The sequence below is a fragment of the Agrobacterium sp. ST15.13.015 genome, from assembly GCF_027871645.1.
Lineage (GTDB): Bacteria > Pseudomonadota > Alphaproteobacteria > Rhizobiales > Rhizobiaceae > Agrobacterium > Agrobacterium leguminum.
Window position 1 is genome coordinate 104,358 of the sequence record NZ_JAQAHF010000006.1, and the last position, 22,474, is coordinate 126,831.

Here is a 22,474-nt window from a genome sequence, read left to right on the forward strand (position 1 = left end):
CCACTATGCTCCACCGGTCTTAATGGCCTCTAAGACTGCCGTTCTGCTTGATATTTTGGCAGCGACTGCGCAGCATGCTTTCCGTTATCGAGGAGAGGGAGAAAGTCTTGGCCAGAGCCGTTGGAATTGGTGGCATATTCTTCAGGGCAGCAGATGCTGCCGGTCTGGCCGAATGGTATGAAAGACATCTCGGCATCGACGATCTGCATAAATCCGTGTGGCATCAGGAGGCCGGAATGACGATTTTTGGGCCTTTCGATAGAAATAGCGAATACTTCGGTCGTGCTGAACAGCAATGGATGATTAATTTCCGGGTGGATGATCTCGATGCTCTTATCGCGAAGCTGACGGCAGACGGCATCGAGGTTGAAACCCGCGCCGAATGGGATTCGGAGGTGGGACGCTTCGCAAGGATACATGATCCGGAAGGTAATCCGGTGGAATTGTGGGAGCCCGCTCGGAGCTGACGATATTTGTGCCCCGCCGGATCGCCTCGAAGGTCAGTGCTTTACCTGGCGTCAGGGTTGACGCCGGATCGGTGGCCGCGCTGTTTCGACATGGGCTTCCGAGGAGGGCGGTCGCTCAGATTGCGATAAGCACAGGTCTGATTGACAGATTCTGATCCCTGTCCGGCGCGTCATGCCTTCTCAATCAATTGCTCATATGCCTTGCGGCACGATCGGCGCCCTCAAAGCCCGAGGAACTTGAAGGGTTTGGTGTCCTTCAGGCTCTCATTCGCCATACCCGAATAGATATGGATCTGATTGGGGCCGAGATCGAGTTTCTTGACCGCACCGGTTTCTTTCGAGAGATCGAGTTTCGTCATGTCGATCCAGAAGATATTCGGCGTCAGAGCCGATTCGAAGAAATAGAGTTTGCGTTTGTGATCTATCACCGTGCGCCAGCGGGTTGAGGAAATATTCGGCTGGTCTGGTGTGGTAATGCCGTAGGGAACGGAGACGTTGCGGATCACGCTGAAGACGCTCGCGATGGCTTCGACAGGGTTCTCGCTCTTTGGAATGGCGTTGGCGTAGAAAGAGGCGCGGGCAAACCGGTCCGATGCGCGGTTGGTGCCCGGCAGCATGACAGTGCCGCCGATCTGCTGCCAATATTCGTTGAGCGCCAGCTGGTGGTCGAAGGTCGGCGAATTGGTCATCACCTGAAACTGACGCCCGTGATGGATGACCTGCTTGCCATCGATATATTCAATGATAGCGCTGTCGCCGCTCGCATCCGAAAGGGAAAGGTGCAAAGTTGCCAGACGCTCTTCGCCGGGCACATTGTCGGTCACGATTGTGAAGGGGTTTTTCTCGAGCGCAGCGACTGCCTCTTCCACCGTCGCGAAATTGTCGAGTGCATATTGCGCCCAGGCCGCGATAGACAGACCCGGCGATTTGCCGTCATAGGCGGGATAGCTCGACTCAACCAGCCAGAGGACGTTTGCAGCAAGCCCAGCCTCATTCATGCCGTCCGTTGTGGAAATATCATAGCCCGATGCAATGACGCTGCCGTATTTCGAAGTCCATTTGACCGAATTCGGCCCAGCCTCGCCAGAGCGCTCCATGCCGCGCGGGAAGACCCAGATATTGGTTCCTACATCCGTTTTCCAATCCATCGACCGGGCCGTCATCACCTGATCATTTTCGCCCAGATAGACGAACCGCGTGCAGGCCTGCGCGACAGAGGTTGTGAGCGTCGCGATGGAAAAGATCGCGGCGGTGCAGGCGGAAATAAACGGAAGGGTGTTCAGGGGCATGGGAACGTCTCCGGGTCTCGCGGTACAAATACAGCGTATGATAGAAGATCGGACTTGTTGGGGCGTGTCAAATAGGTTTAGCTGCAGGCGATCGGTTGGGGAGAAGTCATTGCTAAAATTACCAGCTTTTGCCGCCCTTATGGCTTTTTCTGCAAGCGCGGCCTCAGCCGCGGATCAACCCGGCTCCCTGCCCGCGAGGGTTGACGGCGCCGATTGGGCGTTTCAGGCAACGGGTTATCTGTGGGCGACGGGTTTGAACGGCAACATTTCGCCGTTCCGTCGCGCACCGACGCTGCATGTGGAAAAATCCTTCTCCGACGTCATGGACGATCTCAACTTCGGCGGGTTCTTGAACATCTGGGGCCGTTATGACCGCTTCGTCCTGTCCGGCGATCTAATGTACGTCGACACCACGGACAGCAAGGCGGCCGGGCCGCTGCCGGCGCTGCAAATCCCGGGTTTGCCCACCCTTCCGGCTGGCGCCGCAATCGATGCGAACGTCGATACGCAGGAATTCATGGCGACATTACAGGCCGGTTACCGGATCGTGGATGCAGATGGATTTTCGCTCGACGCCTTGGCGGGAGCCCGCTTCTGGCATATCTCCAACGCGGTGGCGGTCACTGCCAGTCATCGCCTGATCGGCAGCGTATCCGCCACCTATAAGGAAAGCTTCGGGTGGGTTGATCCCGTGATCGGCGCGCGCGCCTTTTTCAACCTCACGGATAAACTCTCCGTGCAGGGGCAGGTCGATATCGGCGGCTTTGGAGCGGGGGCGGATCTCACCTGGTCTGCGCTCGCGACGGTGAACTACATCTTTACGGACACACTGTCCGTTTCGGCGGGCTACAAGGTACTCGATGTCGATTACTCGGATGACGGGTACGTTTTTGATTCCCGATTGAGTGGGCCTGTACTGGGGCTGACGTACCGGTTTTAGTTATTGATTCGCGTCATCTTATCGACTTTGCATACCCCTATTGGGGACGCAATTTTAGCTTCCCCTTAATTTTGGTCGTCCTCTGGGTCTTGCGGACAGGTGCGCAATCCGCACCAATTATCAGGAGATGCAAGAGAAAACCTTTGCCGGTGTTACGGTTTCCGTACACTGCTGGACAAGTTGCCGAAGGTGCAGCACGAGTTCTCTGCTTTCGGTAAGGGTGATGCATTCCAGATTATCTTGCTGGCCGGTCGCTGAGGAGCGCTAACAATGCCGGATTGATGTAGAGATTTTCCCGACCGGCTTTGATTTCGTTGAGCAGACCGTTCTCGGCCAGTGCCTTGAGATACGCAGATGCGGATTGTCGTTTGGCAATCCCGGCCTCTACCAGGTCACCGATGCGGCAATAGGGGTTCACAAAGATCACCTCGGCGAGTTCTCGTGAATAGATTTTTGGAAGATCGCGCCGTATACGTTCGGCGGTCTGATCCAAAAGATCGCGGATGGCACGGATGCGGGCTGTTGACCACTGGGCTGTGTCTCGCACCGCTTCTAGCATGAAGATGATCCAATCTTCCCAGGCGCTGTCAGCCGTCACGGCAAGAAGCCTATCATAATAGGCGCGCTTGTTACCGATAATGTAGCGGCTGAGATAAAGTACCGGAATATCGAGCAGTCCCTTGTCCACCAGGTAGAGCAGATTCAGGATGCGGCCGGTGCGGCCATTACCATCAGTGAAGGGATGAATGGCCTCAAATTGGTAGTGCATTACCGCAAGCCGGATCAGCGGGTCGATTTCCTCTGCCTCATGAATATAGCGTTCCCAATTGGCGAGTTTTGTCCGCAGCAGTTCTTGTCCTTCCGGCGGTGTGTAAATCACTGTACCAGTTGTCTCATTCATCAGCGCGGTACCCGGCGTTGATCGAATGTCGAGATTGACGCCTTTGATCGTTCTACACACGGCTACAGCCGTTGATGTCGAGACTGGCCGGTCTTGAAGCGACTGGAACCCTTCGTTGAGAGCTGTGCGATAGCGCAGGGCCTCCTTTGTCGCCGGATCTGCTTGGTTTCCAGCTTCCTTCGCAAAACGGAAAAGTTTGTCCGTCGTCGTGACGATATTTTCGATCTCTGAGCTTGCCTGTGCTTCGAGCAGTGGGATCGAATTGATCAGGACTGATTGATTTGGAATGAGTTGCCCGGACACCCGCAGTTCTGCGAGTGCGGCTCTCGCAGCGATGCAAGCCTTCAGTACTGTCTTGGTTTCGACGTCGTTGCGTGGTGGAAGTGCCGGGAGATCGTTGTAGGGACGGTTAGCGAGGAAGGACATGTCGATGTTTCCTTATTTGGTCGACATGTGGGATTTAATATGTCGATGCAATCGACATATTTCTATGTAATGTCGATGAAAAGTAATTTTATCGACATATATCTACCACTGCAAGAGGTTGTGCTTCCTGAGAGTAGTTTATGGCCCCGTCGGCCCCGGTCTTTTGTTCCCTAAACTACGAACCGATCCATCAGGAAATTGGGGCGAATATCATATCCAGCGGCAATTCCATCCAGTTCAGCATCGGGGTGCTCTGCGAGGATGCCGGTCCTGACAAGGCATGACGCAAGACCCGCGCCGGAAGCCCCCGCAATATCATGTTCCAGCCTATCGCCAAGTCGACCTCCGTGCTGTCGGCGCTGAACCGCCCCAAGTTTCTGGACCTGCGGATGGTAGAGTCGCCGGCCTATCGACTCAGTCCAAGCCCCTGTGACCGGTTAAGCTGCCGTCTGAGTGCGTGGTCATGGCTAAGCTCGGCCATGTGCGTTTGGTTCACGATACGGGCGGTAATCTGGATCTGCCCGGCCTGTTTTGCGAGCTCCGGGCGTGTCTCCAACTCCTCGGCGAACCTGCGAGGATCAGAACTACCAAACCGCCGCGTGAGTGCATCGACCACCAGCCTGGCCTCATCAAGCGCGGCTCGGCCCTCAGGTGACGATCGCAGTTCCGCGATAAATTTGTCCCGCTTTTCGACCGGCATCTTTTCGACCTGGGCAATGATCTCGGTGCTGCGCGGCGTGAGGCCAGGTACCTCGATCACGTCACGCCGTTCCCGCTGCCATTGTTCGCTTTGACGCTCTTCGCCAAGCCGGCGCTTCCATGCCTCGGACACATAGCCAATATGGAAAGAGAGAGATCTGGCATATTGTAGCGCCTCCTTCCGCTCCTTGTTGTTTCCGAACATCCCCGACCTGCCGCGTAGCTCCCCGAAGCGCTCTGGCTGCTCGGCCATGGCCTGTCCGCCATCAACGCCTATGAGACAGAACTGGTTTAATTGAGAAGAGAGGATTTTCGGCTCATCGTAGCTCATTCAAAGGAAGCGAAGATGAGACAGAAAACCGGGCCGCAGACATCGTCGGCCGAGAAGACGATCAAGGATATTCGCCGCGCGACGCGCAAGCTGCATTCGTCGGAGGAGAAAATTCGCATTGTGCTGGAAGGTCTGCGCGGTGAAGACAGTATTGCCGCGATCTGCCGCCGCGAAGGGATCGCCGAGAGCCTGTATTATAGCTGGTCGAAGGAATTCCTCGAAGCTGGCAAGAAGCGGCTTGCTGGTGACACCGCCCGTTCGGCCACCAGTGACGAGGTCAAGGCGCTGCGCCGTGAAAGCCGCGACCTGAAAGAGGCGCTGGCCGACCTCACCCTGGAAAACCGCCTGCTTAAAAAAAGCATGATCGCGGATGGGGGCGACGAAGAATGAGATATCCCGCCACCGAAAAGCTCGAGATCATCCGGCTTGTCGAGGGGTCTCATCTGCCAGCCAGGCAAACCCTCGACAAGCTCGGCATTCCAAGACCAACCTTCTATCGCTGGTATGATCGCTTCCAGACCCACGGTGTTGAGGGGTTGGAAGACCGGACATCCGCGCCGTCACGGGTGTGGAACCGTATCCCCGACGATATCAGGGATCGCATCATCACACTCGCGCTCGATCATGCCGATCTGTCGCCACGCGAGCTGGCGGTGAAGTTCACCGACATGGAAAGCTATTTCGTCTCAGAGGCTTCGGTCTACCGCCTACTCAAGGCCCATGACCTGGTCACCTCGCCAGCCTATATCGTCATCAAGGCCAACAACGAGTTCAAGGACAAGACCACGCGGCCGAACGAGATGTGGCAAACCGACTTCACCTACCTGAAGGTCATCGGCTGGGGCTGGTTTTACCTGTCGACCATCCTCGACGATTATTCCCGCTACATCATTGCGTGGAAGCTGTGCACCAGCATGAAAGTCGATGATGTCACCGACACGCTCGACCTGGCACTGGCCGCCTCAGGCTGCGACAAGGTCAAGGTCGAACATAGGCCGCGCCTGCTGTCCGACAACGGTCCGTGTTACGTCGCTTCCGATCTCGGTGAATGGCTTGAGAAATACAAGATTGACCAGGTCCATGGCGCTCCCGGCCATCCGCAAACACAGGGCAAGATCGAACGCTGGCATCAGACGCTGAAGAACCGCATCCTATTGGAAAACTACTTCTTCCGGGAAGACCTCGAAGCTGAGATCGCGGCTTTCGTCGAGCATTACAACCATCGCCGATACCACGAGAGCCTCGACAATCTCACGCCCGCCGACGTCTACTTCGGACGCGGCCAAACAATCCTGCTCGAACGTGAAAGGATCAAACGAGAAACCATCAGACAGCGCCGCTTGAACCACCAGGCCAAAGCGGCTTAAATTAACCAGCTAACCGAGCCGGAAACTCCATTCTTCCAAAGCCCAAAAAGTCTCAAATCATTCGACGACGGACAACCTGTTGGCCTCATCGTGCATGGCGCGCGCGAGATCAGCAATTTTTTGCATGATGGCCAGTACTTCTTCGTCGACCTCGCCCGCGAAGGCGTTGTTCTTTATGAATTCGACGACAGGCCGCTGGCAGAAGCGAAACCGCTCAGCCCTTCCGATGCACTCAGGGTGGCCGAGGAGCATTTCCGCAGGCATTTTCCTGATGCACAAACTTTCATCAAGTTGGCTGGCCATGCCCTGCAGGATAACAATACCAACATTGCTGCCTTCCAACTGCATCAGGCAGTAGAGACTGCCTACAATTGCTACCTCCTGACACTGACAAACTATTCGCCCGCGTCGCACAATCTCAAATTCCTGCGTGGACTTTCCGAAGGTCGTGACCACCGTCTGATTGACATCTGGCCGCGCGACCGTCAGCGATTTACCACTTGGTACAACATCCTGAATGAGGCCTACGTCAAGGCACGCTATTCGAAGCGTTTCGAGGTTTCCGAAGAGGCGCTCACATGGCTTCAGGAGCGGACGGCGGAACTTCACAAGCTGGTTGAGACGCTCTGCCGTGAGCACATCGAAAAGCTCAAACAGGCCGCGGGACAAGCCGCCGACTGAGCCTTACCGGTGACAGAATAATCCTGAGCTCAGGCAGCAGCCACCGCGGCGTCATGAACCACAGGGTCCAACAGACTCTCACAATCGCAATGTCGATCTCCTTATAGAAACAGGTCTGTCTTCCAGGAGCAAAGCCGTGGTCAACAACGGCAGTTCCGGTGCGACCGCAATCGAAAGGAACAATCGTGGCAAGGAAAACCATCGAACAGCGCCTGGCTGAACTGGATGCCCAACGGTCCGCGCTCAAGGCCCGTCTTTCGAAAACCGAGCGCAACAACGATATGCGCCGCAAGGTCCTGATCGGCTCACTCGTTCTGCGTTACCTCGAAACCTCGGATGATCAGGAGTTCAGCAAACAACTCGGTGAATGGCTGCGTCGCGAACTGCCGGGCTTTCTGACACGCGACAATGACAAGGCGCTGTTTGCCGACCTGATCGGACAAGGACTGACGGACAAGGGAGAGAGTGGCGACAGCGGGCAGGGTGCTCTATGACCCGAATAGGACTTGCTTGGGCCGCATTCAAGAACATGATGCGCGCTGCCGCGCAGGATCCGATTTGGGCATTTCTGGCTTTGCTTGCCATGCCCTTCCGGATCTGGAAACAGCTCGCCGGATTTCTCTTCATCCTTATCATCGTCACGTTTGTGATCGGCATGGGTGGCCGTCATTTCCTCGATCAAATGGGTTTCGGTCACGGCTCGCCTGTCTACATCATCCCAGGTGTCTTAACCCTGCTGGCGCTTGCCGTTATCACCTTCTGGTTCATTACCGTTCCACTGATTTTGCATTTCGGGGACAGTGACGATGAGACCCATGGCTCCGCCCGCTTTGCGACAGACAAGGAGATAGCTGCTCTTACCTTATCTGCTTCCGGCCTGTTGATCGGTCGTGATGTCAAATCGGGTAAGCCTTTACGCTATGATGGCCCGGCCCATCTCCTCACCATGGCGCCGACGCGTACTGGCAAGGGCGTAGGCACGATCATCCCGAACCTGCTGACTGCCGACCGTTCCGTGATCTGCGTCGATCCAAAAGGCGAAAATGCGAGGATCACTGGCCGTGCCCGCCAGAAATTCGGGCCGGTCCATGTGCTCGATCCTTTCGGGGTCACCGGCAGACGCTCGTCAGCCTTCAATCCCCTGGCCCTGCTTGATCCCCACAGCCTCGATGTCGCGGACGACGCCAGCACCCTTGCCGACGCTCTCGTGTTCGATGAACCGGGAATGGCGGGAGAGGCGCATTGGAACGAGGAGGCAAAAGCACTGATTGCCGGATTGTTGCTCAAGATTGTTGCGGCGGAACCTTTGCGACGCCGGCATCTTGCGACACTTCGCGACTATCTCACCCTTGCTCCTGAACAGTTTGCAGCGCTGCTCAAGCGGATGCAGGACAGCGATGCTGCGGGCGGTCTTGTTGCGCGCGCCGCAAACCGCCACCTCGGAAAATCCGACCGCGAAGCCGCAGGCGTGCTGTCGGCCGCCCAACGCCATACGCATTTTCTTGATTCACCGCGCATGACGGCCGTGCTCAGCCGCTCTGATTTCCGGTTTGCGGATCTGAAGCGCAACAACATGACGGTGTTTCTCGTCCTTCCCCCTGACCGCCTCTCGACCTATTCGCGCTGGCTGCGCCTGCTTGTCTCACAAAGCCTGATCGAAATGGCCCGCGATCCGGCAAAGCCGGCGGCACCGGTGCTTTATCTGCTCGATGAGTTCGCATCCCTTGGGCATCTGGCCCCTGTCGAACGTGCGATGGGTCTAATGGCGGGTTACGGTGTCCAGCTTTGGCCCATCCTTCAGGACATCCATCAGCTGCGTGCCACATATGGTCATCGCGCCGGAACTTTCCTGTCAAACGCCGGCGTGCTGCAGGTCTTCGGCGTCAACGATTATGACAGCGCCCGCCTCATCTCTGATTTGCTCGGACAGGAAACGGTCGTGTTCCAGACGATGGCGAGAGCGCTCGATTCCGATAAGACCGGAATTTCCTATAGCCAACAGCATACCGGCCGGCCGCTGCTCACCCCTGATGAGGTGCGCAATATGCCCGCAAAAGGACAGCTGCTGTTCCTGGCCGGGCAACGACCGGTTTTTGCTGAAAAGCTTGTCTATTTTTCCGATCCGGAGTTCAGGGGTATGTTCGACCCGGTCTAACGGGAAGCGTGACGAAAAGGCAGTCCGGCATCTGCATCGGACCTTGTATCGCAGGCCCTTGGATATCTTCGGAGCAACGAGAAGCGGATAGATGAGCCTTCGTCCAAATTGCAGCCCTGCGGCGACGGTGGTATCGCGGCCGATGGATCGTTTTCGATCGCCCTAACAACGGAGTAATGACCTTGACAGGGCACCATAGGAGTCTAGACGGGGCTTCGTGATCATCTTGGGAGTATAGACATGAAAACGCTGGCAGCCGTTTCGGCTTTTGTAGGCAAGACCTTTGCCGCCTGGGTCATCCTGTTCGCCGTGCTCGGCTTCTTTTTTCCGGATACGTTCAAGCAGATTGCGCCGTGGATCGTCACGCTTCTGTCGATCATCATGTTCGGGATGGGCCTCACACTTTCGGTCGATGACTTCAGGGAGGTCGTAAAAAGGCCGTTCGATGTGACGATCGGCGTGCTCGGCCAGTTTCTCATCATGCCGCTTCTGGCGGTGCTGCTCACCCGCATTATTCCCATGCCGCCGGAAGTCGCGGCGGGTGTCATTCTGGTCGGCTGCTGCCCCGGCGGCACATCGTCCAATGTCATGACCTATCTCTCCAAGGGCGATGTCGCCTTGTCCGTTGCCTGCACCTCGGTCACCACGCTTGCCGCGCCGCTGGTGACGCCGTTCCTCGTCTGGCTGTTTGCGAGCCAGTTCCTACCGGTTGACGGCTGGGCCATGTTCCTCAGCATCGTCAAGGTCGTTCTGGTTCCGCTCGCCTTGGGCGCCGCCCTGCAGAAGCTGCTGCCCGGTCTCGTCAAGACCGCCATTCCGGCATTGCCGCTGGTGAGCGTCATCGGCATCGTCCTCATCGTTTCGGCGGTGGTGGGAGGATCCAAGGCGTCCATCGCCCAGTCCGGGCTGATGATTTTTGCCGTCGTCGTGCTGCATAACGGGCTTGGCTATCTCCTCGGTTACCTCGCGGCAAAGGCAACGGGCCTGTCGCTTGCCAAGCGCAAGGCCATTGCGATCGAGGTCGGCATGCAGAATTCGGGCCTTGGCGCGGCACTTGCCACAGCCTATTTCTCGCCTCTCGCTGCGGTTCCGAGCGCCATTTTCAGTGTCTGGCACAATATTTCCGGTGCAATACTGGCAAACTGGTTTTCCGGCCGTGTGGACGCAGGCTCCGCCAACAAAGCCGCCTGAAGCTCACCATCTGTCAGGCCGCCTGTCGTTCAGGCGGCCTGACCCTGCCTTAGAAAGGCATAGTCTGGCGTGTTACGGCCGGTGGATTAAGCCGGGCAAACCCCTCCTGGCGCTGATACGGGAAGTGCGGATAGGGAGCAGTCGTCGCGCTTGCCTCGTCCAGCTTCGCTACCTGTGCGGACGTCAATTCCCATCCCACGGCATCGAGGTTCTGGCGAAGCTGTTCCTCATTGCGTGCGCCGATGATGACCGTGGAAACAGTGGGGCGTCTGAGCAGCCAGTTGAGGGCGACCTGCGGAACCGTCCTGCCGGTTTCTTGCGCGACAGCGTCGAGCGCATCGATTGCGCGGTAGAGATGTTCATCATTAACCGGCGGGCCGAAGCTGGCGGTCTCATGCAGGCGGCTGCCTTCGGGCAGCGGCGTGCCACGACGGATTTTTCCAGTCAACCGTCCCCAGCCAAGCGGGCTCCAGACCATTGCGCCAAGACCCTGATCCGCGCCGAGCGGCATCAGATCCCATTCGTAATCCCGGCCGATCAGGGAGTAATAGACCTGGTTGACCACATAACGCGGCCAGCCATATCGGTCCGCGACGGCAAGAGATTTCATGATCTGCCAGCCTGAAAAATTCGAGACGCCGGTATATCGCACCTTGCCGGAGCGGACGAGCGTATCGAGCGTCGACAGCACCTCCTCAACCGGTGTGAAGGCATCGAAGGCATGGAGCTGAAGGATGTCGATATAGTCGGTCTTTAGGCGGCGGAGGGCGTCATCCACCGCGCGCAGCAGCCGGAAGCGGGACGAGCCCGCCTCGTTCGGCCCGTCGCCCATCGGCAGGCTGGTCTTGGTCGAGATCAGAACGCTGTCGCGCCTTCCCTTGACGGCTTCGCCGAGCACTTCCTCCGATGCGCCATTGGAATAGACATCGGCGGTATCGAACAGGTTGACGCCGGCTTCCAGGCAAATATCGATCAGGCGCCGGGCTTCCTTGGCGTCTGAATTGCCCCAGTTGCTGAAGAGTGGGCCGGAGCCGCCGAAAGTTCCGGTGCCGAAACTCAAGACCGGCACTTTCAGGCCGGATTGGCCGAGATGGCGATATTCCATGGGGCGTTCCTTTGTTGCTTCGAAATGGTCGCGGGCGGGGCTCTGGTAGCGCCGCGCTCTGTCCATCCCGTCATGATCTGGCAGATGAAGATTGCGATGCGTTTCAATCGCTGTCTGAAGATAGACGCTCGCTCTTCAATGAAATAGAATGCCGAAAATACTATCACTTGTGAGATGAAGTCATCATGGCGCGACTGGAGATCAACAGGGCAGGGGAGATGGAAATCTTCGTGCGGGTCGTCGAACTCGGCGGTTTTTCCCGCGCGGCCGCGGCGGCGAACATGACGCCTTCGGCGGTGAGCAAGCTCATCGCACGGCTGGAAGGCCGCCTGGGCGCGCGCCTGCTCAACCGTTCCACCCGGCAGCTTCAGATCACGCCCGAGGGCTGCGCCTTCTATGAAAGGGCCACCCGTATCCTCGCCGATCTCGAAGAGGCCGAACGCGCCGCCGGTGAGGGGGAGCAGCCTGTCGGCCGCGTGCGGATCAACACCAGCGCTTCTTATGCAACGCATATTCTTGCGCCCATCCTGCCACGGTTTCTGGCGCTTCATCCGGGCATCAGGCTCGATATCGTCCAGACGGATATGGTGGTTGATCTTCTTGCGGAACGCATGGATGTGGCGGTGCGCGCCGGGCCGCTCAAGAGCTCAACTCTCGTTGCCCGGAAACTCGGTGAGACAGGGATGATCATTGCTGCCGCCCCGGATTATCTGGAGCGCTGCGGCGTGCCGCAAACCATCGCCGATCTGGAAGATCACAATCGGCTCGGATTCGGTTATGCCCGGTCAGTAGACGGGTGGCCGTTGCGCGATGCCGGAAAGACCGTCGTCATTCCGGCGACGGGGCGCGTGCAGGTCAGCGACGGCGAAGGCCTTCGCTGTCTTGCCCTTGCCGGTGTCGGGCTGGTTCGCCTTGCCGCCTTCACAGTGCGGGAGGATATCGCCGCCGGCCGGCTCATATCGGTCCTTGATCACCTCGATACGGGTGAGACGGAGATGTTTCATGCCGTTTATGTCGGCCAGCGCGGACCGCTTCCCGCCCGCATCCGGGCCCTGCTCGATTTTCTCGGCGAGCACGGGCGAGTAAAATGACCTTCCGATTGCATAGCAAGTCGCGGCGGGGATGAAGACGGCAGGAGGCTTAAAAAAAGAACTTCCGGCTGACCGGACGCCTATGGTCTCGAACCGGACAGCGTGAAGGCGCCAACCGATTTCAGCGCTATGTGCGTCTCGCCGGCAAGTGTGCTCGGTATCGCGCCGCAAAGGCTGCCCGTCGTTACAACATTGCCCGCCTTGAGCATCTCGCCGGTGTTGAATGCCGCATTGGCAAAGGCGACCAGCGGCGCGAGCGGATCGCCATTCGGATGTCGTACCCCGGCATCGAACAGCGATACCGACCCCTCGGTAACGGTGAGCTGCGGCAGGTTCTCCCCATTTCCGGCAAAGACATCCACGATGTGCTTATCGATTTCCGGGCCGATGACGAAGCCGTGGTTTGCGAGGCGATCCGCGAGAAAAAGCGGAAACGGCACCTGATTTTTCTCCACCAGCCTGTAGCGGAGAAGTTCAGCACCGAGGTGAACCTTGTCAATAAATCCTATCAGGTCCTCCCTGGTCAGCGGTCCCGCCGCCGCCGCAGGAATATCTGACGAAAGCGTAAAGCAGATCTCGACCTCGATGCCTTCGGTGCCGTCATGCGGAAAAGAAGCGGCATTGGCTTCATCGACCCGCACACAATCGAACATGGGCGCCCCAATGGCCTCGCCATCCGCGCGGATCGCCAGTTTCCAGCCGGCAACCGGTTCGGCCCGGCTTTCAGCAATAGCCCGCTGGACCGCCATAGCCTCTCCAAGCGTAGCAGGAATGAGACCCTCCGCCTGCACCGCCGCCAGAGAAATCTTCGCCCCCTCGCGGCCCGCTGTCGTGAAGCTTTCCGCCAGTTTTTCGATTGCTACCATTGCGTTCATGGCCCCCGTTGTTCTCGAACGCCAAAATGTTGTCATGATTTGGCGCTCACTGCCAAGGCCATCGATGCCGGGTTTGACAACATCGCCGACATAAAGGATGTGCGGGCGAGGGGGCATTGTAGAGCCAGCCTCGCATGCCGCGGGCTTTATGAGAGAGCAAATTATAGTGTTTATGGTTGACAGCGTCACAAAACATAAATTCAAGCGTTTGCTTCTGGGTTTCCTTAGCGTATTCGTCCCTACCACGACGTAGAACAGAGAGTTGACTCATGACATTGCAATTTCCGAGCATCGCGCAGACGCTTGCCGAAGAGATCGGAAGATTACGCAAATGGCTGGATGAGGACGCCCTGCCCCTGTGGTGGGAGGCGGGTTCGGCCCGGCCGGATGGCGGCTTTTACGAACGTCTCGGTCAGGATGCGAAACCGGTTTTTTCCGATGACCGCCGCGCCCGCGTGCAGCCGCGTCAGGCCTATTGTTTCGCCGCCGCCGGCCAGCATGGCTGGCAGGGACCGTGGAAAGACGCGCTCCTGCACGGGCTTTCCTGGTTCGAGAAGGTCTACCGCCTTGAAAACGGCCTTTACGGCAACCTTGCCGACCAGACGGGCAGGCTGATCGACCCCTCCTTCGATCTCTACAATCAGGCCTTTGCGCTGTTTGCCGCCGCACAGGCGGCTGCAAGCCTTCCCGAGCGCCGGGACGAGATGCGCGGCCGGGCGCTCGATATCCTTGCCATCCTCGAACGCGACTACAGACATCCGGTCGCCGGCTTCGAGGAAGCGAACCCGCCGCGCACCCCGCTCTGCTCCAATCCGCACATGCATCTCTTGGAGGCGATGCTGGCCTGGGAGGTGCAGGACCCGGACGGCCCGTGGTCGGCGCTGGCCGACGAGATCGCCGATCTTGCGCTTAACCGCTTCATCGATGGCGGCAATGGCGGCTTGCGCGAATTCTTCGCCCATGACTGGACACCGCATGACAGCGACAAAGGCCGGATCATGGAACCCGGCCACCAGTTCGAATGGGCGTGGCTTCTGGGGCGCTGGGGCAGCCTGCGCGGGAATGATGAAGCGATCAGCAAGGCAAAACGCCTCTTCGAGATCGGCGAAGAACACGGCATCTGCCCACGCCGCAAGGTGGCGGTGATGAGCCTCTACGACGATTTTTCGGTGCATGACGGGCTGGCACGGTTATGGCCGCAGACGGAATGGCTGAAGGCTTCGGTGCGGCTTGCGAGCGTCACGGGCGGTGAGGAGCGTCAGCGTTACCTCGCCTCCGGTCTCAGCGCCATCGGCGCGCTGCAGCCTTTCCTCGACACGCCGGTCAAGGGCCTGTGGTTCGACAAATGGCCGGCCGACAGGCCGATGCTCGACGAACCGGCGCCGGCAAGCACGTTTTATCACATCGTCTGCGCCATATATGAGGCAGAGGCCGTGCTGGCGGTCAGTGGGTGGAGATGATGCCCATAGCCGTAGAGGAATAGCAGAAATCTGATTTTTGAATTGGGTTTTCATTTTATTCTCAGGCTTTAAATGGGATAGCGATTTTACGCTGTCGATCAGCTAAAAAGACAATACTGGGGGCACAAAAATTATGGTCACTCTTTCGAAAGGCAAATAATGGCCCTTGATCTTCTGAACCACGAGGATGAGCTAAAAACTGCTAAAGAACTCAACCACCTGTTGGCTTCAAAGTATGCCCAGGAGGTAGTTAACCGTGTTGCAAATGACGTTATATCGGCACAATCGAATGGTGTCCGAATCGGCGATGGAAAAGTGAAAAGCGACAGTGGTTTTAGGGCGACGCTTCGTTCGCTTAATCCCGAGCGCATGATACGAAGAGCGATACGGAAGCGCTTTCCAAAGCAAGCAACGGTCTCGAGGTCACCTGAAGCTCTCGATAGTCCTGAATATTTTCCCTTATGTGTTCAGGGACTTAATATTCAGTATAGTACTGCGACTTTCGTTGACAGGCGAGGTGTTGGTAGAGTTGCTCGTGAAATATTGAAGGAATTAATAAAGCGAGAGGCACTCTCAACGTTCGATGTTAGGCCGGTTTGCGAAAAACCTATTCATTTTTTCTCGTCTGTCCACTGGTGCCCAACCGAGTTACCTTCTCGATCCGTCGTTATGGTGCACGACGTTATTCCTTTGCTATTTGAGAGCATATTTCAAAAATCAACTATTAGCGAATGGAAACAAAGATACGTCCATACGATTAGAAGCGCTGATGTCATCGTGACAGTTAGCGAAAGCAGTTCGAAAGATATTTCACGAATTATTGGTATTCCAGAGGAAAAAATACACGTCGTTTATAATGGCGTTGATATTTTGGACTGGCATGAAGACGAGAGTGTGGATTTGCTTACGCCTGATGCTCCATACTTCGTCTGTATAGGTTCTAACGATTACCACAAAAATATTGACGTCGTAATTAAGGCGATGGGTTTCAGGGATGTCAGAGATTATCATCTGGTCGTTGTCGGAAAATCTCCGAAGGGATTTTCCGCGGAGTTGGCCTCTGATAGCGGAGATAGAATACATCCGATCGGTCGCCTGACGGACGGACAGTTGGCTAGAGTATTGAAGCGATCCAAAGGGCTGCTTTTCCCCAGTTTATATGAAGGTTTTGGTTTGCCTCCCTTAGAGGCGTTGACGCTTGAAGTTCCCTGCATATGTAGTGCGAGACCTGCCATGACAGAATTGCTGCCTGGTATGGTGGTTTTTTGTGAGCCGGATAAACCGCAGGATTGGGCGAACGCCATGTATCAATTGGCTAACTTCCCACCGGACATGAGTGTCCGAAGCCGAATAGCGAGCGAAATTCGGGACCAATTCAATTGGGAGAGATCTACGGACTTGCTTTTATCTGTACTTAGTAGACTTGAAGATGCTGAAAGCTGAAAATATTACGGGTGGCAGTCGGCGTGCACCTATATATTGAATATGCATACAACGGTGGTTCAACGATCAGGTTTTTCCGCCTTGACCTGCGGAGCGGAGCCGGACGCCAGTAACTCGAATGCCGTATAAATTATTACCGGCAATTCGAAATTCCCAGCTGCCCTGATCCTGCTGCCCGATTGTGAATTCGAGGCGGGTCGTGGTGGGATGGCCGTGTGGCCCGCGCAGCAGGGGCGCTGAGGTGACGAGGCCGGTTGTTGTACTGTATACCTCGACTACCGCCTCGTCGGCGCGCTCATCGAAAATTAGCGCATCCATTTCAATACGGTATTCGCCTGGTGACAGCACCATTCCGGGGCCATACAACTTATGTTTTCTTCCAGTCCCGGCCAGATCGAGAATGGGGTCTTTCACAGGACCATAACGCGTTTTCATTAGCGGTAACAGGTTGCTGTCCATCACGGGCTGCAATGATAGACCAGTACTTTCCAGTTGCTGACGCGGCAGATGTGAGGCGAGATAGAATTGCGTTCCGGCAATCCAATACAGCGTTTCGGCTTCAAAGTTTACCAACTGGTGGCGTATTTCGGCGATGCTGATACTGTTAGTATGCCAAATTAGAGTTTCGGGTGGGTTGTTGTCACTATTTGGATTATCAAGGTCGTCTTCCTGCGAAAATGCGCGTGGCCGTAGCGAAAGCATTGCCGGATCGACCTTAATGCGCCCCAAGAGAGGACGGTTTCGCTCGATGTTATCCGCCGCGCAATCTGTGGCCCTCACTACATTGCCATTCCAAGCCGGGAGAAGGGTACTCCAAGGAAAGCTTATGGCAATACCGGCTATCAAAAATAGCGGAACCAATATCTTTATGCTTGCCTGCTGCCGAAGCGTAATGGGTGCCGTAAGGTCTGATATTCGCGCTGTTCCGCTCCACCACAGAAACCAGAAAATGGCGATTTGAAAGGGAAAGGGGTAATAGACGTCCATTTGGCCAGCAGCATCACTCAATGCAGTGAAGTTGAGAAGCGACCATGGAATATAGGCCGCGTAACCGAAAAGAGGTATGGGATTACGCCAGGCGATCGTTGCCAGCAAAGCAATGACCGCAGGCTGCACTAGATAGAGCCGCTGTGTAAACAAGATGGCAATACGCTCCTGCATCAGTGACCACGTCAGGTGCGCGTAAGGTGGCGTACCACTGTAAATGCGGGTAAATGCGCCATCGGCAGGGAATTGCGAGTTGCGTATCAGCACGGCTGCCAGCGACAGACTAAAGGCCGGCAGTAGTAACGTCAGTATATTTCTTCCTGCTGTCAAACGGCGGTTGTTCCACATGGTCCATACCCACAAAAGCCCAAGAGGTGCAACGATATGGAAACCCATATCTTCGCGCACCGATAGCGCTAGCAGCAAAAACAGTGCCGCCAACGGCCGCTTGCCGCTAAAGAAGGCCGCGAGACACGCGCAGGCCATTAGTGCGCCGAACCCCTCGATATGCGGATATGCCAGAATAAACATGGCTAAACCGTTGAAGGCGAAAGCCAGCGCCAGAAGAACTCGCCAAAGCGGTTTATCCGCAAAATATGATATTCTGCCCAGAACAATCCACGCCATCAGGCCATTGCCACCGAGAATCACACCCTGAAAGCCGGCAAACCATGTTATCGGTCCCCATGGCCAGAAAAAGCTAAGCAGACCGATGGCGTAAAGTATTGGCGACAAATGCGTGCTGTAGAAAGAATTGTCGTCAATAACAGATGGATTGGTGAGGTTAAGATCTTGTGGGTGCCACATCAACGCGGCGAACCAACCGCTATCGTGTAGATAGCCACCTGATACATAGAAATGGTTCATTACAAAGCTGAAACCAGCTAGAAACGGTGCCAGAAAGGAGAAGACCGCAGCCACGCTTCCCATTACTGGCGCGCTCTTAGGCGCTTTCGGTCCAGTTGTCTGCCAAATCATTCCCATTGGTTGTTTCTCCGTCGCCGTTCCAGCGACGATCTCTTAATTGCTAGGTAAGGGCTGCGCCGGTATTGGCCTGATTGCGATCAGGTGTGTTATCTTCGCGAATAAACGTATGAGTATATGATCTTTATATCTTCATCTTTTTAAAAAGACGCTCGGGGATATTGCGGATGATTAACATGATCAGCCGCCAAACAGGACGTACGTAGACGATGTTTCTTTTGCGCAGAACGGCGCGCTCTATCGCAACTGCGACCTCATTTGGACTGGCTGTCAGGACCGCTGGCAAATCCATCCCCTCTGTCATTTTGGTCGCCACAAATCCCGGTAAAACTGTAACCACATGGACGCCGCGATTGGCTAGGCGATTGCGCAAGCCTGAAAGAAATGCGGTGAAAGCAGCTTTAGCGGAGCCGTAGATATAATTAGTTGCGCGACCCCGCTCCCCAGCAACAGAACTAATCCCGACCAGCGTACCCGAAGCACGTTGTTCGAAGCGGTTGGCAAGAAGGGCCAAGATGCTAGCCGGGCCCTCATAGTTACTGCGCATAATATGGCTTGCAGTGATGGGATCGGCTTCGCTTTCTTTCTGGTGCCCCATCAGCCCGATGGTAGATATCGCAATTTCAGGCAATTGGGGAAGGTTGTTTAGGAATTCTTGATGGGTTTCTATGGAAAGTGCGTCAAACTCATGCAACGTGACCCCAACACCGTAACGAAGTTCGATATCGCGTTTCTCAGTGTCGAGACTTTCGGCATTACGTGCTGCCAGTTGGATAGCATATCCCTTTGCGGCAAATTTATGAGCTACAGAGTTGCCAATATCCGACCGAGCACCAATAATGAGTACAGACGGTTTCGTCATATGGAGAGCCTTTCTGCCTGAGATGAAATAAAGCGGTTTCTCCAGCCATTCTCATCCCTATTCTGTACGAATTTTTCTACGCGTGCATCCGAGGTGTGTAGTGTTTGGGCCGACATACGGCTGTCTTTTGCCAGATAGAAACGCCCGCCATTTTCAACGGTGATGTCATCCAGACGGTGCAGCAAACGAAGATTTTTCCTGGATATCGGGAAATCAAGGGCAAGGGTGTAACCTTCCATGGGAAAGGAAAACTTGCTGTTTTGCGGACCAAGTCTCTTGAGAACGGCGAGGAAAGAGCCGGCTCCGGCAACGGAAATTGCGTCAAGCAGGGCGAAAATACCTTTTTCGGAAGAATCAAGAGGCAGTACGCATTGAAACTGCGCGAAGCCGCTCCGACCATAGATTCGATTCCAGCCAAGTACCGCATCTAGGGGATAAAAATATGAATCGCAATCGACAAGGTGATCGCCGTTCTTTCTGGCTCCATTTTTATAGTAAAATTGGTTGAATAGACTTACACTTACTCGATTCAAGATGCCGGATGGCAAAGTGATAGGTAATTTGATTTGACGTTTCTGCGGTTGCGCCAATGGTTTGCTCGCATGCTCTGCAGGGAGGTCTGATATCGACGCATGTTCACCCAACATAATCAGGGACCGTCCCAAATTCTTTCCGCGCCCAAGGCAATCGATCCAGGCGACTGAATAAGTGGCATCCTTGTGTTTTTCGAAGACTTCCATTGCCGCCCCCAGGTTCTGAGCAGGCACGGTTGTTTGCCTTATCCACGATGTTTCGACGTGTCGGAGGCGCAGCGCTGCGCGCAGAATGATCCCGGTCAGCCCCATGCCGCCCAAAGTGTGTTCGAAGAGGTCAATATTCATATCTCGGGAACATCGGATAATCTCTCCATTCGCGTCTAGGACATCTATCCAATCGACACACGTTCGAAAGCTGCCTTCTTTGTGGTGGTTTTTGCCGTGGACGTCAGCGGCGATCATGCCCCCCAAGGTAACGAATTTGGTTCCTGGCGTCACCATGGGGAACCAACCCCTCGGTAGAAATGTCTTGATCACGTCGCTCAGCAACACTCCGGCCTCGGCCACAAGTTGACCAGTCCGGGTTTCGAAAGAAAGCATGCGATTAAAATACTTCATTGAAATGGTGCTGAACGGATTAATCGCGCTATCGCCATAGGCACGGCCATTCCCTCGCGCTATTACGCTGTGCTTGGAATTCAGCAAGCCGCGCAGCGTTTCCACATCGCGCGGAAAATAAAGCCGGGTCTCTATCAACGGGTATCGACCCCAGCCGGATATTTTCATAGTGCGATTTCTTTGTTTTTGTCATTGAAGACAAAACGCTTGTCGAGATTGTACTTAATAATGTATCCCAAGATTAATCCCATAATAGCTCCGACTTCGCGCATGAAATTGGTTTGCCAGACTAGCCAAAAAACCGTTTCAGCCCCCCAGAATATTAGAGTAGTAAGAAGCCCCATGACTGTGTAAAGAGTGAATTTTCGGCTGTTGTTCTTCAATCCCATATTTTGATCGTAAAATATCCAATGCTTGTCGAGCGCATATTTTATAACAAGACCTACGATCGTTCCCATTCCGATTGCTGCGAAAAAATGGATTTCTGTAGTTCCAGCCTGAAGAACAATCCGTTGCGTTGCAAGGTTTGAGAAAATGGCGATAACGGCAAATATCGCATATCTGAGAGTCAGGATGCCGAGTGTCATAACAATGCACCTCCCAGCGTGAAGGCCAATATTATCGCTGCGCATATTTGACTGGTGCCGTCTTTAGCTGCGTAGACCACTGGATCGTCATGCATCAAGCCTCGGTGTGCCATCATCACGGCGCGAGTGATCCAATAGAGCAGTATCGCACAGACCCCCCACAGCGCCTCCGGACAGGCATACAACCGCACTACGGCGGGAGAATTGACATAGAGCGTCATCACGAGCACGGACACGTAACCAGCAGCAATCGCTATCATTGAGATTATAGGCAAATCATCGACGTGATAGCCTCTGCCACTCGGTTTCAGATCGCCCCGCGCTGCGCTGTCGATTAACTCGGCCTGCCTTTTGATAGCGGCTAGCGACAAGAAGAAGAAAACAGAAAACGCCAGCAGCCAGATTGAGATGCCAATCGACGTTGCTACAGAACCGGCAAAGATCCTTATCGTATAAAGTGCGGCAAGCATGCAGATATCAACAACAATCAATCGCTTAAGGTGGAGCGAATAAGCGGTCGTCAACAAATAATAGCCGATCATGACCGCCAGAAATTTCAAGCCTATAAAAATTGCGAGAAAAGAACCGAAACCTACAAGCGCTCCCGCCATCAAGGTTCCATGTGCGATGGGAACGGTGCCTGCGGCAAACGGTCGGTTTCGTTTTCGCGGGTGTGCTCTATCTGCAGAAAGATCAAGCAAGTCGTTCAAGATATACACGCCGGAAGCTATAAGGCTAAAGCACACAAAAGCCGCTATCGAGGAAGCAATTGTCGGCCCATCGAGCTGATGCGCGGCAAGCATTGGAACAACTACGAGGAGATTCTTTAACCACTGATGAGGCCTGAGGGCCTTGATGTAAGGCCTAATAATCTCTTTCTCGCTTTGGAGATGCTCAACTGTGTCGCAAAGGGCCTCGACTTTTGTGCGTACTTTCCTAGGTACATCCACCGTGATCGCTTTTTCTGCGCGTTCCCAGACGGGAAAATCAGCAGCAGTGTCCCCCATATAGAAGAAGCCTGTTTCACCGAAACGTTCTTCCAAAAATGCAGCTTTCGTGGCGCCTTTCAGATTTCGCTTGCCGTCAGAGCCGTGAACCTCATCAAAGATACCCAGGTGGTCGGCTATCCCTTGTGCAATTTGTTGGTCAGAAGCGGTGACAAGAGCGGTGCGCCCGCCTGCACGTCGCCATTTTTTGATATAGGCCAGTACCTTCGTGTTGTAAGGAAGGAAACGGGCATCGACCGTTGCCGCACATGCTAGGTGACGTTTCAAGTGGGCACGCCCACGCGGCAATGCCGAGATCGCGCTGAAAAGACACCGCCAATCCGAGCCAAAAGCCGACCAGAAGTTCTCGTATAGCATGTCAGTTCGGAGAAGGGTTCCGTCTAGGTCAACGACGAGAATTTTTCGAGTGTCGAAATTCAACGGTTCATCGCTCTTTTGTAGCACATTTTTTGCAGCGGGTCCGGATAGAAGA

Annotated in this window: 19 protein-coding genes and 2 pseudogenes; 10 read left to right on the forward strand and 11 right to left on the reverse strand. The window is 55.2% G+C overall.

The features are described from left to right. The first annotated feature begins 107 nt into the window (after positions 1 to 107). Positions 108 to 467: a VOC family protein gene (locus tag PIB16_RS11395; protein WP_271045630.1), complete on the forward strand. Its 360-nt coding sequence runs from the start codon at positions 108 to 110 to the stop codon at positions 465 to 467. 221 nt (positions 468 to 688) lie between these two features. Here PIB16_RS11395 and PIB16_RS11400 read toward each other — a convergent pair whose 3' ends face one another. Then, positions 689 to 1,756 (reverse strand): linear amide C-N hydrolase, encoded by a 1,068-nt coding sequence (locus PIB16_RS11400; RefSeq protein WP_271045631.1) that lies wholly within the window; start codon positions 1,754 to 1,756, stop codon positions 689 to 691. Between the two features lie 139 nt (positions 1,757 to 1,895). Between PIB16_RS11400 and PIB16_RS11405 the strand changes: the two genes are divergently transcribed. Further along, positions 1,896 to 2,696 carry a hypothetical protein gene (locus tag PIB16_RS11405; RefSeq protein ID WP_271045632.1) on the forward strand — a complete coding sequence of 267 codons (801 nt, stop codon included), beginning with the start codon at positions 1,896 to 1,898 and terminating at the stop codon, positions 2,694 to 2,696. Between the two features lie 235 nt (positions 2,697 to 2,931). Here PIB16_RS11405 and fic read toward each other — a convergent pair whose 3' ends face one another. The 3 genes and pseudogenes from fic to PIB16_RS11420 form a co-directional block, all read right to left on the reverse strand. Next, on the reverse strand, positions 2,932 to 4,023 hold the full coding sequence (gene fic / locus PIB16_RS11410; protein WP_174000587.1) for a protein adenylyltransferase Fic: 1,092 nt from the start codon (positions 4,021 to 4,023) through the stop codon (positions 2,932 to 2,934). Between the two features lie 170 nt (positions 4,024 to 4,193). Further along, positions 4,194 to 4,433: an HAD hydrolase-like protein gene (locus tag PIB16_RS11415; RefSeq protein WP_078053220.1), complete on the reverse strand. Its 240-nt coding sequence runs from the start codon at positions 4,431 to 4,433 to the stop codon at positions 4,194 to 4,196. Continuing rightward, positions 4,430 to 4,981 (reverse strand): annotated as a pseudogene (locus tag PIB16_RS11420) (BID domain-containing protein); the annotation flags it as partial. The gene PIB16_RS11415 and the pseudogene PIB16_RS11420, both read right to left, overlap by 4 nt. 87 nt (positions 4,982 to 5,068) lie before the next feature. Between PIB16_RS11420 and PIB16_RS11425 the strand changes: the two are divergent. The 5 genes and pseudogenes from PIB16_RS11425 to PIB16_RS11445 all read left to right on the forward strand — a co-directional run bounded on the left by PIB16_RS11425 (position 5,069) and on the right by PIB16_RS11445 (position 10,447). Beyond that, positions 5,069 to 6,420, forward strand: a protein-coding gene (locus tag PIB16_RS11425) for an IS3 family transposase (protein WP_111794956.1) whose coding sequence is annotated in 2 segments (ribosomal slippage) — positions 5,069 to 5,405 and positions 5,405 to 6,420 — 1,353 coding nt in all. Because the reading frame shifts where the segments join, the coding sequence is not laid out codon by codon here. A gap of 75 nt (positions 6,421 to 6,495) precedes the next feature. Then, positions 6,496 to 7,101, forward strand: a pseudogene (locus PIB16_RS11430) (HEPN domain-containing protein); the annotation flags it as partial. Between the two features lie 185 nt (positions 7,102 to 7,286). Continuing rightward, positions 7,287 to 7,595, forward strand: coding sequence for a mobilization protein (locus PIB16_RS11435; protein ID WP_174000591.1), 309 nt, complete (start codon positions 7,287 to 7,289; stop codon positions 7,593 to 7,595). After that, on the forward strand, positions 7,592 to 9,256 hold the full coding sequence (locus tag PIB16_RS11440; protein ID WP_174000593.1) for a type IV secretory system conjugative DNA transfer family protein: 1,665 nt from the start codon (positions 7,592 to 7,594) through the stop codon (positions 9,254 to 9,256). The genes PIB16_RS11435 and PIB16_RS11440 overlap by 4 nt, the downstream gene beginning before the upstream one ends. A gap of 240 nt (positions 9,257 to 9,496) precedes the next feature. Further along, positions 9,497 to 10,447 carry a bile acid:sodium symporter family protein gene (locus tag PIB16_RS11445; RefSeq protein ID WP_142846659.1) on the forward strand — a complete coding sequence of 317 codons (951 nt, stop codon included), beginning with the start codon at positions 9,497 to 9,499 and terminating at the stop codon, positions 10,445 to 10,447. 49 nt (positions 10,448 to 10,496) lie between these two features. On the opposite strand, the gene PIB16_RS11450 is transcribed toward PIB16_RS11445, so the two are convergent. Continuing rightward, positions 10,497 to 11,552 carry an aldo/keto reductase gene (locus PIB16_RS11450; protein WP_142846657.1) on the reverse strand — a complete coding sequence of 352 codons (1,056 nt, stop codon included), beginning with the start codon at positions 11,550 to 11,552 and terminating at the stop codon, positions 10,497 to 10,499. A 185-nt stretch (positions 11,553 to 11,737) separates the two neighbouring features. On the opposite strand from PIB16_RS11450, the gene PIB16_RS11455 reads away from it, so the two are divergent. Continuing rightward, complete coding sequence (locus PIB16_RS11455; protein ID WP_142846655.1) at positions 11,738 to 12,643, forward strand: LysR family transcriptional regulator; 906 nt, start codon at positions 11,738 to 11,740, stop codon at positions 12,641 to 12,643. Between the two features lie 80 nt (positions 12,644 to 12,723). Here PIB16_RS11455 and PIB16_RS11460 read toward each other — a convergent pair whose 3' ends face one another. Then, entirely contained in the window at positions 12,724 to 13,509 is a 786-nt protein-coding gene (locus PIB16_RS11460; RefSeq protein WP_174000607.1) for a 2-keto-4-pentenoate hydratase, read from the reverse strand. Between the two features lie 278 nt (positions 13,510 to 13,787). Between PIB16_RS11460 and PIB16_RS11465 the strand changes: the two genes are divergently transcribed. Both PIB16_RS11465 and PIB16_RS11470 read left to right on the forward strand, forming a co-directional pair. Then, a complete protein-coding gene (locus tag PIB16_RS11465; protein ID WP_271045633.1) occupies positions 13,788 to 14,978 on the forward strand; it encodes an AGE family epimerase/isomerase in 1,191 nt (396 codons plus the stop codon). A gap of 159 nt (positions 14,979 to 15,137) precedes the next feature. Beyond that, complete coding sequence (locus PIB16_RS11470) at positions 15,138 to 16,421, forward strand: glycosyltransferase family 4 protein (protein WP_174000611.1); 1,284 nt, start codon at positions 15,138 to 15,140, stop codon at positions 16,419 to 16,421. Between the two features lie 66 nt (positions 16,422 to 16,487). Here PIB16_RS11470 and PIB16_RS11475 read toward each other — a convergent pair whose 3' ends face one another. From PIB16_RS11475 to PIB16_RS11495, 5 genes are all read right to left on the reverse strand, one after another. Continuing rightward, positions 16,488 to 18,392: a hypothetical protein gene (locus PIB16_RS11475; protein WP_174000613.1), complete on the reverse strand. Its 1,905-nt coding sequence runs from the start codon at positions 18,390 to 18,392 to the stop codon at positions 16,488 to 16,490. Positions 18,393 to 18,516: 124 nt separating this feature from the next. After that, positions 18,517 to 19,254, reverse strand: a complete 738-nt coding sequence (locus tag PIB16_RS11480) for an SDR family oxidoreductase (protein ID WP_174000615.1) — start codon at positions 19,252 to 19,254, stop codon at positions 18,517 to 18,519. Further along, complete coding sequence (locus tag PIB16_RS11485) at positions 19,251 to 20,576, reverse strand: FAD-binding oxidoreductase (RefSeq protein WP_174000617.1); 1,326 nt, start codon at positions 20,574 to 20,576, stop codon at positions 19,251 to 19,253. Before PIB16_RS11485 ends, PIB16_RS11480 begins: the two co-directional genes overlap by 4 nt. After that, positions 20,573 to 20,995: a GtrA family protein gene (locus tag PIB16_RS11490; protein ID WP_174000619.1), complete on the reverse strand. Its 423-nt coding sequence runs from the start codon at positions 20,993 to 20,995 to the stop codon at positions 20,573 to 20,575. Before PIB16_RS11490 ends, PIB16_RS11485 begins: the two co-directional genes overlap by 4 nt. Further along, entirely contained in the window at positions 20,992 to 22,422 is a 1,431-nt protein-coding gene (locus PIB16_RS11495; RefSeq protein WP_174000621.1) for a UbiA family prenyltransferase, read from the reverse strand. The genes PIB16_RS11490 and PIB16_RS11495 overlap by 4 nt, the downstream gene beginning before the upstream one ends. Positions 22,423 to 22,474: the final 52 nt, after the last annotated feature.

What these genes read in the sequence shown, in the direction of transcription:
- PIB16_RS11400 (WP_271045631.1), bottom strand. Translation starts at nt 1,756, where the DNA reads ATGCCCCTGAACACCCTTCCGTTTATTTCCGCCTGCACCGCCGCGATC.
- PIB16_RS11405 (WP_271045632.1), top strand. Translation starts at nt 1,896, where the DNA reads ATGGCTTTTTCTGCAAGCGCGGCCTCAGCCGCGGATCAACCCGGCTCC.
- fic (WP_174000587.1), bottom strand. Translation starts at nt 4,023, where the DNA reads ATGTCCTTCCTCGCTAACCGTCCCTACAACGATCTCCCGGCACTTCCA.
- PIB16_RS11440 (WP_174000593.1), top strand. Translation starts at nt 7,592, where the DNA reads ATGACCCGAATAGGACTTGCTTGGGCCGCATTCAAGAACATGATGCGC.
- PIB16_RS11445 (WP_142846659.1), top strand. Translation starts at nt 9,497, where the DNA reads ATGAAAACGCTGGCAGCCGTTTCGGCTTTTGTAGGCAAGACCTTTGCC.
- PIB16_RS11450 (WP_142846657.1), bottom strand. Translation starts at nt 11,552, where the DNA reads ATGGAATATCGCCATCTCGGCCAATCCGGCCTGAAAGTGCCGGTCTTG.
- PIB16_RS11455 (WP_142846655.1), top strand. Translation starts at nt 11,738, where the DNA reads ATGGCGCGACTGGAGATCAACAGGGCAGGGGAGATGGAAATCTTCGTG.
- PIB16_RS11460 (WP_174000607.1), bottom strand. Translation starts at nt 13,509, where the DNA reads ATGGTAGCAATCGAAAAACTGGCGGAAAGCTTCACGACAGCGGGCCGC.
- PIB16_RS11465 (WP_271045633.1), top strand. Translation starts at nt 13,788, where the DNA reads ATGACATTGCAATTTCCGAGCATCGCGCAGACGCTTGCCGAAGAGATC.
- PIB16_RS11470 (WP_174000611.1), top strand. Translation starts at nt 15,138, where the DNA reads ATGGCCCTTGATCTTCTGAACCACGAGGATGAGCTAAAAACTGCTAAA.
- PIB16_RS11475 (WP_174000613.1), bottom strand. Translation starts at nt 18,392, where the DNA reads ATGGGAATGATTTGGCAGACAACTGGACCGAAAGCGCCTAAGAGCGCG.
- PIB16_RS11480 (WP_174000615.1), bottom strand. Translation starts at nt 19,254, where the DNA reads ATGACGAAACCGTCTGTACTCATTATTGGTGCTCGGTCGGATATTGGC.
- PIB16_RS11485 (WP_174000617.1), bottom strand. Translation starts at nt 20,576, where the DNA reads ATGAAAATATCCGGCTGGGGTCGATACCCGTTGATAGAGACCCGGCTT.
- PIB16_RS11490 (WP_174000619.1), bottom strand. Translation starts at nt 20,995, where the DNA reads ATGACACTCGGCATCCTGACTCTCAGATATGCGATATTTGCCGTTATC.